Source organism: Actinokineospora cianjurensis, from assembly GCF_003663795.1.
GTDB classification, from domain to species: Bacteria; Actinomycetota; Actinomycetes; order Mycobacteriales; family Pseudonocardiaceae; genus Actinokineospora; species Actinokineospora terrae.
Window position 1 is genome coordinate 341,636 of sequence record NZ_RCDD01000004.1, and the last position, 14,388, is coordinate 356,023.

Below are 14,388 nucleotides of genomic sequence, written 5' to 3' on the forward strand. Positions count from 1 at the left end.
GCATGGCTCTGACCCTTCAGCGCGGATCGCCTGGCAGACAAGGGCTCCCGCGCAGGCTGTGGTCGTCGACGGTGGGCAAGAAGGCCGTGATGGCGGTCACCGGCGGCATCCTGCTCGCCTACGTGGTCGCGCACATGGTGGGCAACCTGACGATCTTCCTCGGCGACATCGACGGCTACGGCGTCTTCCTGCGCCGACTGCTCGCCCCGGTGCTGGGCCACGGCGGGTTCGTGTGGGTGATCCGCGTCGTTCTGGTGCCGGCCGTGGTGCTGCACATGACGGCCGCGATCCAGCTCGCCCGGCGCGCGGCCAGGGCGCGGCCGGTGGGGTACGTGAAGCGGCCGAGGGTCCAGGGCGGGTACGCGGCCCGGACCACGCGGTGGGGCGGGGTGATCATCGCCCTGTTCGTGGTCTACCACCTGCTCGACCTCACCGCGGGCGTGCTGAACCCGCACGGCGTCGAGGGGCAGATCCACGCCAACGTCATCGCCGACTTCCAGCACTGGTACATCGTCGCGGCCTACACGCTCGCTGTTGTCGCTCTGGGCCTGCATCTGCGCCACGGGATGTGGAGCGCACTACGCAGCCTTGGACGCGCCCCTGGCGCTTCCAGCGTGATGGCACTGGTCGTGTCCGTTGGCATCACCGTCGGGTTCTTGTCCGTGCCGTATGCCGTCCTCTTCGGAATCGTGAGGTGACGCAGTGCTCTACCGCGACGGCGACCCGATCGCTGACACACGCGCCCCGGAAGGCCCGTTGGAGACAAAGTGGGAGCGACGGCGCTTCTCCGCCCGACTGGTGAACCCGGCCAACCGGCGCAAGCTGACCATTGCCGTCGTGGGCACTGGCCTGGCAGGTGGCTCTGCCGCCGCCACCCTGGGCGAACTCGGCTACAACGTGCTGTCGTTCTGCTACCAGGACAGCCCAAGACGCGCACACAGCATCGCCGCGCAAGGTGGCATCAACGCCGCCAAGAACTACGCGGGCGACGGTGACAGCGTGCACCGCCTCTTCCACGACACCATCAAGGGCGGCGACTTCCGATCCCGTGAGTCCAACGTGCACCGCCTTGCCGAGGTGAGCACGAGCATCATCGACCAGTGCGTCGCCCAAGGCGTGCCATTCGCCCGCGAATACGGCGGACTGCTGGACACGAGATCCTTCGGCGGCGCCCAGGTGTCACGCACGTTCTACGCGCGCGGGCAGACCGGTCAGCAGCTCTTGCTCGGCGCGTATCAAGCGCTTGCGCGGCAGGTCCACGCAGGTAGCGTCAAGTCGTTCCCCCGAACTGAGATGCTCGACCTCGTCGTTTCGGAGGGGCGTGCGCGCGGTGTCGTCGTGCGCGATCTGGTCACCGGCGAGGTCACGACCCACCTGGCTGACGCGGTAGTCCTGGCGACCGGCGGATACGGCAACGTCTTCCATCTCTCGACCAACGCCAAAGGCTGCAACACCACGGCCATCTGGCGCGCGCACAAACGCGGAGCCCTCTTCGCGAACCCGTGCTACACCCAGATCCACCCCACCTGCATCCCCGTGAGCGGCGACCACCAGTCAAAGCTGACGTTGATGAGCGAGTCCCTGCGCAACGATGGCCGGGTATGGGTACCGGTCGAGGCGGGAGACAGTCGACCGCCCGACCAGATCCCCGAATCCGAGCGTGACCACTACCTGGAGCGGATCTATCCGAGCTTCGGCAACCTGGTCCCGCGCGATATCGCCTCACGCGCGGCGAAAGCCGCGTGCGACGCCGGTAGGGGAGTGGGTCCGGGTGGGCTCGGTGTGTACCTCGACTTCGCCGACGCCATAGCGCGACTCGGCAGGGAGACTGTCGCTGCCCGCTACGGGAACCTCTTCGAGATGTACCACCGCATCACCGACGAGGACCCGTACCAGGTCCCGATGCGGATCTACCCCGCCGTGCACTACACCATGGGCGGACTCTGGGTGGACTACGACCTGCGCAGCACCATTCCTGGCTTGTTCGTCATCGGTGAGGCCAACTTCTCCGATCACGGTGCCAACCGCCTCGGCGCCAGCGCGCTCATGCAAGGTCTCGCCGACGGGTACTTCGTACTCCCTGCCGTCATCGGTGACTACCTCGCCGACGGCCCGTTCGGCTCCGTCGACCCCGACGCCGTCGACGAAGCCGAGGACGGTGTTCGCGAACTCGTCTCCACCCTCCTGACCATCAACGGTGACCGCACACCCGAGTCCTTCCACCGCGAGCTGGGCAGGCTCATGTGGGACCTCTGCGGCATGGAACGGTCGGAAGACGGCTTGCGGAAGGCACTCGAACGCATCCCCTCCCTGCGCGAGGAGTTCTGGCGTCGGCTCAAGGTCACCGGCACCGGCGGCGAGCTCAACCAAGCCCTGGAGAAGGCAGGCCGGGTCGCGGACTTCCTCGAACTGGCCGAGCTGATGTGCGTCGACGCGCTCCACCGCACCGAGTCCTGCGGCGGTCACTTCCGCGTCGAGAGCCAGACCGCCGAAGGCGACGCGCGCCGCGACGACGACCGCTTCTCCTATGTGGCGGCGTGGGAGTTCACCGGGGTCGGTGAGCCGCCCGTGCTGCACCGCGAGCAACTGCGCTTCGAGGCCGTCAGGCCCACCGTGAGGAGTTACAAGTGAAGTACCGAGTGCGGGTCTGGCGACAGACAGGCCCAACAGCCAAGGGAAAGCTCGTCGACTACGAGATCGATGGCGTCACCGCCGAGATGTCGTTCCTGGAGATGCTCGACGTCCTCAACGAGCGACTCCAACTCGAAGGCGACGACCCCGTCGCCTTCGACCACGACTGCCGCGAAGGCATCTGCGGCGCCTGCGGCGTCATGATCGACGGTGTCGCCCACGGCCCGGGCAAGGCGACCACGACCTGCCAACTGCACATGCGCCAGTTCGACCCGGCCGACCCGATCGTGGTCGAACCCTGGCGGGCCGCACCGTTCCCCGTGCTCCGAGACCTCGTCGTCGACCGCACCGCGCTCGACCGCGTCATCGAGGCGGGCGGCTACATCTCCACCCGGGCCGGTGCCGCCCCAGACGCGCACGCCCTCCCCGTGCCCAAACCCGACGCCGACTCCGCCTTCGAGGCCGCCGCCTGCATCGGCTGCGGGGCCTGCGTCGCCGCGTGCCCCAACGGCTCCTCGATGTTGTTCACCGCCGCCAAGGCCACCCACCTCGGCGTCCTACCGCAAGGGCAGCCCGAGCGGTACACCCGCGCGCGCGACATGGTGGAGACCCAGGACGACCTAGGTTTCGGCGGTTGCACACTCACCGGAGAGTGCGCAGCCGTCTGCCCCAAGGGCATCCCGCTATCCACGATCTCCCGCCTCAACCACGACGTGCTCTCGGCCGCCCTGCGCGCGGGCTAGGGCGGCTCACATGAGGGCTAGGCCAAGATGGGCGGATGAGCTGGTTCCGCAGGAAGCCACAACCCGAACCCCTCGAACCGGAGGCGCTCGCGGACCGGTTCTGGGCAAGGTGGCACGAACTGCTGCCGGAGGTCGCGGCCGCTCTCGGCGAAGGTGAGCCGCATCGCGTGGAGAACCAGCTGTGCGACCTCGTCGCCGACCTGCACCCAGACCTGCACTTCGCCCTCGAACGCGGCGGTAGGTCCATCTACGCGCTTGTCATCTCCGGCCAAGAGGACCCGAGACTGCGGCCATTCACCGATGCCTGGAAAGCGGTAGCGCCGCCGGATGACGCTATCTGGGAGTTCCACGACTCAGTCCCACCTGTGCCCGACCCGACCGAGGTGACCGTCAACCTCGGCCCGCACCGCATCCGGTTGGCCGACGTTCGCGTGCACGCCCAGGTCGACGAAGAGGCCGGAGTGGTCGACGTCGCCGTGCACCACCCGCTGCTCCGCGAACTCGACCCGGCGGCCCGCTCCGCGATGACGTTCCTGCCCCTCGACGCCACCCTGGGTGAGCGGCTGGCCGGTCGGCGGCTGCGCAGGGTCGAGGCCGCCCTCGACGCCCCCGCCGACACCATCGACCTGCTTGACCTGCGTGAACTCATCCACCGGCTGGCGGGCTGAGGACGCGGGTTGTCGGTCCCCCTCGCTACTCTGCACGGGTGACCAGTGCTGATCAGGACCTCCCGCGACACGCCCCCGGAGCCGAGGCCGAGGGCGTCGAGGACGTGCCCGCCGAGGCCCGTGCGCGGCACGCCGTGCTCGCCGAGGAGCTGCTCGGCCACCAGTTCCGCTACTACGTGCTCGACGCGCCGACCATCTCCGACGGCGAGTTCGACGCGCTGCTGCGCGAACTGGAGGCGATCGAGCAGCGGCACCCGGCGCTGGTCACCCCCGAGTCGCCGAGCCAGCGCGTCGGCGGCACCTTCTCCACCGAGTTCGTCGCCGTCGACCACCTGGAGCGGATGCTCAGCCTGGACAACGCCTTCGACGTCGACGAGCTCGGTTCCTGGGTCGACCGGGTCACCAAGGAGGTCGGCGCCGCCGCGCACTACCTGTGCGAGCTCAAGATCGACGGCCTCGCCATCAACCTGCTCTACGAGAACGGCAGGCTCACCCGCGCGCTCACCCGCGGCGACGGCCGCACCGGCGAGGACGTCACCCTCAACGTGCGCACCATGCGCGACGTCCCCGAGCGGCTCACCCCCAGCGCCGAGTTCCCCATCCCGGAGCTGGTCGAGGTGCGCGGCGAGGTCTTCCTCCGCGTCGAGGACTTCACCGAGCTCAACGCCCGCCTGGTCGAGGCCGGGAAACCGCCGTTCGCCAACCCCCGCAACACCGCGGCGGGCTCGCTGCGGCAGAAAGACCCGAAGATCACCGCGAGCAGGTCGCTGCGGATGATCTGCCACGGCTTCGGCAAGAGGGTCGGGTTCGAGCCAACGGCGCAGTCCGAGGCATACCGCGCACTGACCGCGTGGGGCCTACCGGTCTCCGAGCACACCAAGCTGCTTGACTCCGCGGACCAGCTCGCGGCGCACATCAAGCACTGGGGCGAGCACCGCCACGACGCCGTGCACGAGATCGACGGCGTCGTGGTCAAGATCGACGAGGTGTCCCTGCAGCGCAGGCTGGGCAGCACGTCCCGCGCGCCGCGGTGGGCCATCGCCTACAAGTACCCGCCGGAGGAGGCCACCACCACGCTGATCGACATCCGGGTCAACGTCGGCCGCACCGGGCGGGTCACCCCGTACGCGGTCATGGAGCCGGTCAAGGTCGCCGGTTCGACGGTGGAGATGGCCACCCTGCACAACGCAGGCGAGGTCAAGCGCAAGGGCGTGCTGATCGGCGACCGCGTGGTCATCCGCAAGGCGGGCGACGTCATCCCCGAGGTGCTCGGCCCGGTCATCGAGGCCAGACCCGAGGACGCGCGCGAGTTCGAGATGCCCACCGAGTGCCCGGTGTGCGGCACGACGCTGCGCTACGAGAAGGAGGGCGACGCCGACATCCGCTGCCCCAACGCGCGGACCTGCCCCGCGCAACTGCGCGAGCGGTTGTTCCACCTCGCGGGCCGCGGCGCCTTCGACATCGAGGTGCTCGGCTATGAGGCTGCGGGCGCGCTGCTGGCCGCGGGCGTGATCGCGGACGAGGGCGACGTGTTCTCCCTCACCGAGGACGACCTGATCGAGGTCGACCTGTTCCGCACCAAGTCCGGTGAGCTCTCCGCCAACGCCCGCAAGCTGCTGGCCAACCTGGCGACGGCCATGGACCGTCCACTGTGGAGGGTGTTGGTCGCGCTGTCGATCCGGCACGTCGGGCCGACCGCGGCGCGGGCGCTGGCCCAGGCGTTCGGCTCGATCCAGGCGATCGAGGCGGCCGACGAGCAGCAACTGGCCGACACCGAGGGCGTCGGGCCGACCATCGCCGCCGCCGTCGAGGAGTGGTTCGCCGTCGACTGGCACCGCGACGTGGTCGACAAGTGGCGCTACGCCGGGGTGCGGATGGTCGACGAGCGCGACGAGGGCGTCCCCCGCACGCTGGAGGGCCTCTCGATCGTGGTCACCGGCAGCCTCACCGGCTACTCCCGCGACGAGGCCAAGGAGTCCATCCTGGTCCGGGGCGGCAAGGCGTCGGGCTCGGTGTCGAAGAAGACGGCGTTCGTGGTGGTCGGCGACGCCCCGGGGTCCAAGTACGACAAGGCCGTCCAGCTCAAGGTCCCGGTGCTCGACGAGGACGGCTTCCGGGTGCTGCTCGCCGACGGACCGCGGGCCGCTACCGGGTTGGCCACCATCGGCGACCCCACCGCCGACGCCGACGCCACCGCCGACGCCGACGCCGACGCCGCCGCCGACCCCGACGGCGCCGAGGTCGAGCAGGGGGCGGTGGAGTCCACCGAGGACTGATGCGTCCAGTCGGAAGGGTTGCGCAGTCAACCTTTTTCCCGCCGGGACGGTACCGGCGCGTACGGGAACGCTCCCGTGCTGGGCCATCCGTGTGAGCGCGGTGGACAGCGGTGTTCGGCCACCGGGGCGCCCGCCGCAACGCGTCGCGAATCCGCTGTGCCGGGTGGTTGGCAGGGTCGCGATCCCTTGGCAGGGTGGGGGGAGCGGGCCGGTGCTGCGGCCCGGTGTCGGCGGGCGGAGGGGGATCTGGCTGGGGCACGGTCGGAGTCGACGGTCCGGGATGGGGTGAGTGGCCGGTCGCGCGCGGTGGTGCGCGACCGGATCCGGTCGGACCGGTCGGCGCGCGGGACAGGCAACCGCGCGCGGGCTGGGGCGTCGGAGGAGTCCGGTGGGGTTTCCCGCGTCGAACCCGGCGCCGGGATCGCACCGGGACGACACGACGAACGTGGGAGGCGAGGCGTGGCTGAGGTGGCTGACCTGGTGGTGCGCCAGGCGCGGTCGGACGAGGTGCGGCGGGTCGGTGCGCTGACCGTGGAGGCGTACCGGGCGGTCGGGTACCCGGGGGACGGGGGCGGGTCCGGGTACGCCACGCTGCTGGCCGACGCCGAGGCGCGGCTGCGGTCGGCCGAACTGCTGGTGGCCGCGAACCGGGAGGGGTGTCTGCTCGGTACGGTCACCGTCGCGCTGCCCGGCACCCCGTTCGCCGAGATCTCCCGCGCGGGCGAACTGGAACTCCGCATGCTCGCCGTCGCCGCCCCCGCGCGCGGCAGGGGAGTGGGGGAGTTGCTCGTACGCGCGGTAATCGCCAGAGCCCGCGAACTGGGCCTGGAACGGGTAGTCCTGTGCAGCCCGGCAGCGCTATCCCCAGCCCACCGCCTCTACGAACGCCTCGGCTTCACCCGCTTACCCAGCCGCGACTGGCACCCCGGCCCAGAGGTCCAACTCATCGCTTACACCCTGGACGTGTGAGCGCCCTACCTGCGGTGTGTCCTGGGCGGAAAAGTCGTCCCGCGTGCGTCCATCCGGGCTAGTGGCAACAGGTGGAGACCCTCGGCCTCTGCTTCACTGGCCCGGTGGAGCTCCAGGCGTGCCTCAACGGTGAGCGCTCACCCGCCGACCACCCTGCCGTCCCGGTGACCGCGGCGCAGGTGGCGTCAGCCGCTGCCGACGTCGCCGCGCTCGGGGTCACCGCGGTGCACCTGCACCCGCGGGACGCCACCGGCCGCACGACGCTGCTCGGGTCCGAACTGGCCGCCACCGTGGCCGCTGTCCGCGCGGCAGTGCCAACCACCACCGTTGGCGTCACCACCGGCGCCTGGGTCGAACCAGACCCACGTCGCCGAGCCGCTCTGGTCGCAGCCTGGACCGGTCTGGCCGCCGGTCGTCCCGACTTCGCCTCGGTCAACGTCCACGAGGACGGCTGGTGGGAGGTCTGCGCGGCCCTGCACTCGGCGGGCGTCGCGGTCGAGTTGGGCGTCTTCGACCCGCCCGCCGCGGCCACCCTCCGCGCCCAGGGCCTCCCGCCAGCCGCGATCCGGGTCCTGGCCGAGGTCCGCGCCGACGCCGCGCCGGAGCCCCTCCTGGACGCCCTGGACTGGGTGCCGCTGCCGGTCCTGCTGCACGGCGAGGAAGCCTCCACCTGGCCCGTGCTCACCGCGGCCGTCCACCGCGGCCTGGCGACCCGCATCGGCCTGGAGGACACCCTCCACCTGCCAGACGGAAGCCCGGCCGCCGACAACGCGGCCCTGGTCCGGGCAGCGCTGGAACGGACCGCGGTCCAGTCCTGATCAGTCCGGTAGGACTGCCACTCGATCAATCCGGTAGGACTACCGCTCCATCAATCCGGTAGGACTACCGCGACGATGCCCGCCAGATGGGCCAGCCGGGCCACCTCGGCCGCGCGGAACATCGGGCCACCGGGCCTGCCGACGAGCAGCACGCGGTCCGGCTTGCCCAACGGCGTCGCCGCGAGCTCGGTGCCGAGCTCGCGCCAGGTCGCGGGCACCCACGACTCCTCGCCGTCGAGGACGGTGGCGCGGGCCAGCGGGAGCCACGGCAGGGTGATGGTCTGGATGTCGGGCGCGGCGGTGCTCGCCGCCAGCCGGGTGGCGCCCTCGGCGGTGGCGGCGACGATCAGCGCCCACCCCGATCGGATGATCCTCGGGACGCCCGCGGCGAAGATGGCCAGCCCGTCGCGCGGGTCGGCCGCGACGTCCTCGACCAGTTCCAGCTCGCGGTGGGTGTCCAGCAGCCCGGCGTACGGGCGCACCGCGTCCACCTCGACCCCGTCGATCGACTCGGCCGCGGTGATCAGCACGTCCGGCAGCCTGCCGCCGGGCAGCTCCACCACCAGGTCGTCGATGGCGACCCCACCCGCGCGTTCCACCACGTCGACGCTGAGGATGTCCGCACCGATGGCGCCGAGCGCGGTCGCGACCGCGCCCAGGGTGCCCGGGCTGTCCGGGAGCTGCACCCGGATCAGGAACGACAAGGCGAACGCCTCCCGCACTCAGCAACCCCCGCGCGGACGCGCGGATTTCCTCGACCGCCGATTGTCGCAGACCCCGGCCGCGTCGCCCCGGCTGCCACCGGGCACCGGTTTAGCACCGCGGCGCGCTCGGAACAACCCGTTCGGGGTTGCCGAACCGCGCGAAATAGACTCACCAGGTCCTATCACAGACAACCCCGGGGGTTCGTCGAGTGCCCAGCATCTCCCGCGACGAGGTAGCCCACCTCGCTCGCCTGGCCAGGTTGGCCGTCACCGAAGCGGAACTGGACCTGTTCGCAGGTCAGCTCGACCAGATCGTGGCCGCGGTCGCCCAGGTCGGGCAGGTCGCCGACCAGGACATCCCGCCCACGTCGCACTCGGTGCCGTTGACCAACGTCTTCCGCGCCGACGTCGTGCGCCCGGGGCTCACCCAGCAGCAGGCCACCGCCGCCGCGCCCGCGGTGGAGGACGGCCGGTTCCGCGTGCCGAGGATCCTCGGGGAGGAAGCATGAGCGAGCTGACCCGCCTCGACGCGGCCGACATCGCGGGCAAGATCGCCGCCAAGGAGGTCTCCGCGGTCGAGGTCACCCAGGCCCACCTGGACCGCATCGCCGCGGTCGACCACGCCGTGCACGCTTTCCTGCACGTCGACACCGAGCGCGCTCTAGCCGCCGCCAAGGCCGTTGACGACAACGCCGCCGCGGGCCTTCCCGCCGCGTCGCCGCTGGCAGGCGTACCGCTGGCGCTCAAGGACGTGCTCACCATGCAGGGCGCGCCCACGACCTGCGGCTCCAAGGTCCTGGAGAACTGGCAGCCGCCCTACGACGCCACCGTGACGCAGCGGTTGCGGGCCGCTGGGGTGGTGATCCTCGGCAAGACCAACATGGACGAGTTCGCGATGGGCTCGTCCACCGAGAACTCCGCCTTCGGCCCCACCCGCAACCCGTGGGACCTCGACCGCATCCCCGGCGGGTCCGGTGGCGGTTCCTCCGCCGCACTCGCCGCGTTCGAGGCACCACTGGCGATCGGCACCGACACCGGTGGCTCTATCCGCCAGCCCGGCGCGGTTACCGGAACGGTCGGCGTCAAGCCCACCTACGGGACCGTCTCCCGGTTCGGTCTAGTCGCCTTCTCGTCCTCTTTGGACCAGGCAGGCCCGTGCGCGCGGACCGTGCTCGACGCGGCTCTGCTGCACGAGGTCATCGCCGGGCACGACCCGCTCGACTCGACCTCCATCGACGCACCGGTGCCGCCCGTTGTCGCTGCCGCTCGTGAGGGCGCCAACGGCGACCTCAAGGGCGTCAAGGTCGGCGTGGTCACCGAGTTCGCGGGCGACGGCTACGAGCCGGGCGTCGCCGAGGCGTTCACCGCCGCGGTCGACCAGCTGCGCGCGCTCGGCGCCGAGATCGTCGAGGTGTCCTGCCCGAGCTTCGACCTCGCGTTGCCCGCCTACTACCTGATCGCGCCGAGCGAGGCGTCGTCCAACCTGGCCCGCTTCGACGCGATGCGCTACGGCCTGCGCGTCGGCGACGACGCCACCCGCAGCGCCGAGGAGGTCATGTCGCTGACCCGCGCGGCCGGGTTCGGCGCCGAGGTCAAGCGCCGCATCATCCTCGGCACCTACGCGCTCTCCGCCGGGTACTACGACGCCTACTACGGCTCGGCGCAGAAGGTCCGCACCCTGATCATGCGCGACTTCGACGCCGCGTTCGCCTGCGTCGACGTGCTGGTCTCGCCGACCACGCCGACCACGGCGTTCAAGATCGGCGAGCGCACCGCGGACCCGATGGCGATGTACCGGGCGGACCTGTGCACCATCCCGTCCAACCTGGCTGGCAACGCCGCGCTGAGCGTCCCCTGTGGACTCTCCGACGGGCTGCCGGTCGGCCTGCAGATCATGTCGCCCGCGCTGCAGGACCAGCGCGGGTACCGGGTGGCCGCCGCCTACGAGGTCGCCCGCAACGCCGCCCAGGGCGGTCCACTGATCAACCGTGTTCCTGAGTTGGAGGTCGCGCACTGATGGCCGGGTCCAAGTACAAGGGCGTGTTCGGGATCGTCAGCGCGGTCACCTCCGCCACCAGCGCCGCCCGCGGGTTCGCCGCGGCCCGCGCCGACAAGGACAAGCTGGTGCTGGCCAACGCCATCGGCAGCGTCGTCGTCGCCATCACCGGCGTGCTCATCGCCGTCCGCGCCTACCGGAGGGCCAAGTGACCACAGCGGAGCTGATGGACTACGCCGAGGTCATCACCCGGTTCGACCCGGTGCTCGGCCTCGAGGTGCACGTCGAGCTGTCCACCGCGACCAAGATGTTCTGCGGCTGCTCGAACAAGTTCGGCGGCGAGCCCAACACCCACGTCTGCCCGACCTGCCTGGGGCTGCCCGGGTCGCTGCCGGTGGTCAACGCCGTCGCGGTCGAGTCGGCCATCCGGATCGGGCTGGCGCTCAACTGCGAGATCGCGCCGTGGTGCCGGTTCGCGCGCAAGAACTACTTCTACCCGGACATGCCGAAGAACTTCCAGACCTCCCAGTACGACGAGCCGATCGCGTTCAACGGCTACCTCGACGTCACCCTCGACGACGGCGAGGTGGTGCGCGTGCAGATCGAGCGCGCGCACATGGAGGAGGACACCGGCAAGTCCCTGCACGTCGGCGGCACCAGCGGCCGCATCCACGGCGCGGAGCACTCGCTGCTGGACTACAACCGGGCCGGGGTGCCGCTGATCGAGATCGTCACCAAGACGATCGAGGGCACCGGCGAGCGCGCGCCCGAGGTGGCCCGCGCCTACGTCTCCACGCTGCGCGACCTGCTCCAGGCGCTCGACGTGTCCGACGTGCGGATGGACCAGGGCTCGCTGCGCTGCGACGCCAACGTGTCGCTGATGGAGCGCGGCGCCGCCGAGTTCGGGACCCGCACCGAGACCAAGAACGTCAACTCGCTGCGCAGCGTCGAGCGGGCCGTCCGGTTCGAGATGACCCGGCAGGCCGCGATCCTGGCCGCGGGCGGCTCGATCCTGCAGGAGACCCGGCACTTCGAGGAGGCGTCCGGCACCACCCGCGCCGGGCGGCGCAAGGAGACCTCCGAGGACTACCGCTACTTCCCCGAGCCAGACCTGGTGCCCATCGCGCCGTCGGCGGACTGGGTGGAGGAACTGCGGGGGACGCTGCCGGAGCTGCCTGCCGAGCGCCGCAAGCGCGTGCAGGCCGACTGGTCGCTGACCGACCTCGAACTGCGGGACCTGGTCAACGCGGGCGCCATCGACCTGGTCGCGGCCACCGCCGACGCGGGCGCCCCGCCCGCCGAGGCCCGCTCGTGGTGGATGTCGTACCTGTCCCAGCAGGCCAACACCCGCGGCGTTGACCTGGGCGCGCTGCCGATCACGCCGGGGCAGGTGGCCAGGGTCATCGCCCTGGTCGCCGACGGCGCCCTCACCAACAAGCTGGCCCGCGACGTCGTCGACGGCGTCCTCGCAGGCGAGGGCGAACCGGACCACGTCGTCGAGACCCGCGGCCTCAAGGTCGTCTCCGACGACTCGGCCCTCTACGCCGCCGTCGACGAGGCCCTAGCCGCCAACCCCGACGTCGCCACCAAGATCCGCGAAGGCAAACACGCCGCCGCAGGCGCCATCGTCGGCGCCGTCATGAAGGCCACCCAAGGCCAAGCCGACGCCAAACGAGTCCGCGAACTAATCCTCACCCGCTGCGGCGCCTAGCCACACCCGCCGATGCCGCCCACCCCCACCCCCTGGGGGCCCGGGCGGCATCGTCTTGCCTGCCCGCCCTCAGCCCGCACTGGCCTCTCTTGGCGCACGCCCGCACCGGGCAAGCCCTCAGGTAACCCTGGCCCCTTGCGCCGCACTCACCTGCGTCGGACCTCTCCCGCCGCGCCTCGGGTATCCCCGTTCCCCATCGGCCCCGCACAGCCGCGCCGAGCCCATCACCCTGCCCAGCCGCCCCCAGCCTGGACGACCCCATGCCGGTCATCCACCCCACGCCAGCCTCACCCCACAGCGGACTGCCGACCCCGGACTGGCTTCTAACCCACACTCACTGGCTCCGTACCGGCTCCGCGCCCCGCACCAGCCCTCTAACCCCCGCAGACTGACCTACCGCCCCACGCCACTTCTATCCCCACCCAGGCCCGTGGTCCGTCCCGCACCCAGCCTCCAGCCCCCGCAGGCTGACCTACCGCCCCACACCACCCCGGCCCCACTGGCCCGCCCCGCACCCCTCGGATCGCGCCCCACCTCTAGCCCAAGACCTCGTCCCCAACCCCACACCCGCCCACGTACCTCGCACCGGCTCACCTACCTCGCACCGGCCCCACAGCCCGCGCCAGCCCACCTGCCCCACACCCGGCCTCTAGCCCCCACCGAACCCGCTTCGCGCGCCCGCGCCAGTCCGGCCCCAACCCCCACCCTCTCCGGGGGGCGTCCCAGGTCCCAGCCTACCGGCACCCCCCGACAGAGGATCTTGAAACAGCCGCCCGAAGATCCACATGTGGACAACTTCTGTCCCTGAAACGGGGGACATGAGCGCGAGCGGGAATCTGGGTGTGCGCAGGTCGGCGATGTGCTGGGGGCTGCACGGATGGGTGGGTGATGGGTGGCGGGGCGAAAGTGGGTGGAATGGGGGGGTGGTGCGGCAGACTGGCCGGTGATGCGGGAACACGATGTGCGGGCGGCCGATGGGACCAGGCTGCGTGGGTGGTGCACCGAGTCCGACGGGCCGGTCGTGTTGTTGTGTCCGGGGTTGGGCACGATCCCCGAGGCTTGGCCCGCGTTGGTGTTGCCGTCGTCCGGGGTTCGGGTGCTGAGTTGGTACCACCGCGGCACCATGGGGTCGGATCGGCCGGATATTGCGACGCGGATCGGGTTGGATGACCACGTTGCGGACGCGGTGGCGGTGTTGGACGCGGCCGGGGTCGAGCGGTGTGTGGTCATGGGGTGGTCGGTCGGGGTGATGGTGGCGGCCGAGTTGGCGCGGCGGTATCCGGAGCGGGTGTCCGGGTTGCTGCTGGCCGCGGGCGTTCCGGGGGACCTCTTCGGCGGGGTGCTCGGCGTACTGGGGATACCGGCCGCGGTGCGCAGGCCGTTGGTGATCGGGAGCGCGGTGGCGGTGCGCGCCGCGGGTCCGTTGGTCGACGCCGTGCTGCACCGGGTGCCGGTCAATCGCATCACGGCGACGCTTCTGCAACACAGCGGGTTCATGCTGCCCGGCGCCGACCCGGCCGACGTCGCGCGGGCGGTGCGCCGCTTCCTGGGCCACGACTGGCGCTGGTACGTCACGCTGGCCCTCGCGCTCGCCGACATCCCGCCACGGGACCTCGCGGGCATCGCCTGCCCGGTGACGGTGCTCGCGGCCCGCTTCGACGTCATCGCCGACCCCAGACAAGCGACCAAGGCCGCGTCTCGCCTACCTCAGGCCAGGGTGCGTGTAGTGCCTACCAGTCACTTCTTGCCGCTAGAGGCACCCGAGGTGATCGCCGAGGAGTTGCAGCTACTGGTCGATCGGGTCGCCGTAGTGGAGCGCGCGCGGCGGTAGCTGCTCACCGGGGATTCACCTTGTTGGACGTAAGGTCGGGC

At 71.1% G+C, this 14,388-nt stretch carries 13 protein-coding genes; 12 read left to right on the top strand and 1 reads right to left on the bottom strand.

Annotation, left to right across the window (positions count from 1 at the left end; translation table 11 throughout):
- Positions 1-2: 2 nt before the first annotated feature.
- From CLV68_RS24240 to CLV68_RS24270, 7 genes are all read left to right on the top strand, one after another.
- Positions 3-698 carry a succinate dehydrogenase cytochrome b subunit gene (locus CLV68_RS24240; protein ID WP_121393205.1) on the top strand — a complete coding sequence of 232 codons (696 nt, stop codon included), beginning with the start codon at positions 3-5 and terminating at the stop codon, positions 696-698.
- Between the two features lie 4 nt (positions 699-702).
- Entirely contained in the window at positions 703-2,631 is a 1,929-nt protein-coding gene (locus CLV68_RS24245; protein WP_121393206.1) for a fumarate reductase/succinate dehydrogenase flavoprotein subunit, read from the top strand.
- The gene (locus CLV68_RS24250) at positions 2,628-3,374 is read left to right on the top strand and encodes a succinate dehydrogenase/fumarate reductase iron-sulfur subunit (RefSeq protein WP_121393207.1); all 747 of its coding nucleotides are present in this window, start codon (positions 2,628-2,630) and stop codon (positions 3,372-3,374) included. Before CLV68_RS24245 ends, CLV68_RS24250 begins: the two co-directional genes overlap by 4 nt.
- 35 nt (positions 3,375-3,409) lie before the next feature.
- Positions 3,410-4,042 carry a hypothetical protein gene (locus CLV68_RS24255; protein WP_121393208.1) on the top strand — a complete coding sequence of 211 codons (633 nt, stop codon included), beginning with the start codon at positions 3,410-3,412 and terminating at the stop codon, positions 4,040-4,042.
- A gap of 38 nt (positions 4,043-4,080) precedes the next feature.
- Positions 4,081-6,318 (top strand): NAD-dependent DNA ligase LigA, encoded by a 2,238-nt coding sequence (ligA, locus tag CLV68_RS24260; protein ID WP_246010077.1) that lies wholly within the window; start codon positions 4,081-4,083, stop codon positions 6,316-6,318.
- Between the two features lie 468 nt (positions 6,319-6,786).
- Positions 6,787-7,287, top strand: a complete 501-nt coding sequence (locus CLV68_RS24265; protein WP_121393392.1) for a GNAT family N-acetyltransferase — start codon at positions 6,787-6,789, stop codon at positions 7,285-7,287.
- Between the two features lie 104 nt (positions 7,288-7,391).
- Positions 7,392-8,105 carry a 3-keto-5-aminohexanoate cleavage protein gene (locus tag CLV68_RS24270; protein ID WP_121393209.1) on the top strand — a complete coding sequence of 238 codons (714 nt, stop codon included), beginning with the start codon at positions 7,392-7,394 and terminating at the stop codon, positions 8,103-8,105.
- Positions 8,106-8,155: 50 nt separating this feature from the next.
- Here CLV68_RS24270 and CLV68_RS24275 read toward each other — a convergent pair whose 3' ends face one another.
- A complete protein-coding gene (locus CLV68_RS24275) occupies positions 8,156-8,809 on the bottom strand; it encodes an ACT domain-containing protein (protein WP_121393393.1) in 654 nt (217 codons plus the stop codon).
- Positions 8,810-9,018: 209 nt separating this feature from the next.
- Between CLV68_RS24275 and gatC the strand changes: the two genes are divergently transcribed.
- The 5 genes from gatC to CLV68_RS24300 all read left to right on the top strand — a co-directional run bounded on the left by gatC (position 9,019) and on the right by CLV68_RS24300 (position 14,347).
- Positions 9,019-9,318: an Asp-tRNA(Asn)/Glu-tRNA(Gln) amidotransferase subunit GatC gene (gene gatC / locus CLV68_RS24280; protein WP_092776701.1), complete on the top strand. Its 300-nt coding sequence runs from the start codon at positions 9,019-9,021 to the stop codon at positions 9,316-9,318.
- Entirely contained in the window at positions 9,315-10,826 is a 1,512-nt protein-coding gene (gene gatA, locus CLV68_RS24285) for an Asp-tRNA(Asn)/Glu-tRNA(Gln) amidotransferase subunit GatA (RefSeq protein ID WP_121393210.1), read from the top strand. Before gatC ends, gatA begins: the two co-directional genes overlap by 4 nt.
- On the top strand, positions 10,826-11,017 hold the full coding sequence (locus tag CLV68_RS24290; protein ID WP_092776697.1) for a hypothetical protein: 192 nt from the start codon (positions 10,826-10,828) through the stop codon (positions 11,015-11,017). Before gatA ends, CLV68_RS24290 begins: the two co-directional genes overlap by 1 nt.
- On the top strand, positions 11,014-12,516 hold the full coding sequence (gene gatB, locus CLV68_RS24295; RefSeq protein WP_281274690.1) for an Asp-tRNA(Asn)/Glu-tRNA(Gln) amidotransferase subunit GatB: 1,503 nt from the start codon (positions 11,014-11,016) through the stop codon (positions 12,514-12,516). Before CLV68_RS24290 ends, gatB begins: the two co-directional genes overlap by 4 nt.
- 946 nt (positions 12,517-13,462) lie before the next feature.
- Positions 13,463-14,347 carry an alpha/beta fold hydrolase gene (locus tag CLV68_RS24300; RefSeq protein WP_121393395.1) on the top strand — a complete coding sequence of 295 codons (885 nt, stop codon included), beginning with the start codon at positions 13,463-13,465 and terminating at the stop codon, positions 14,345-14,347.
- The last annotated feature ends 41 nt before the right edge of the window (positions 14,348-14,388 follow it).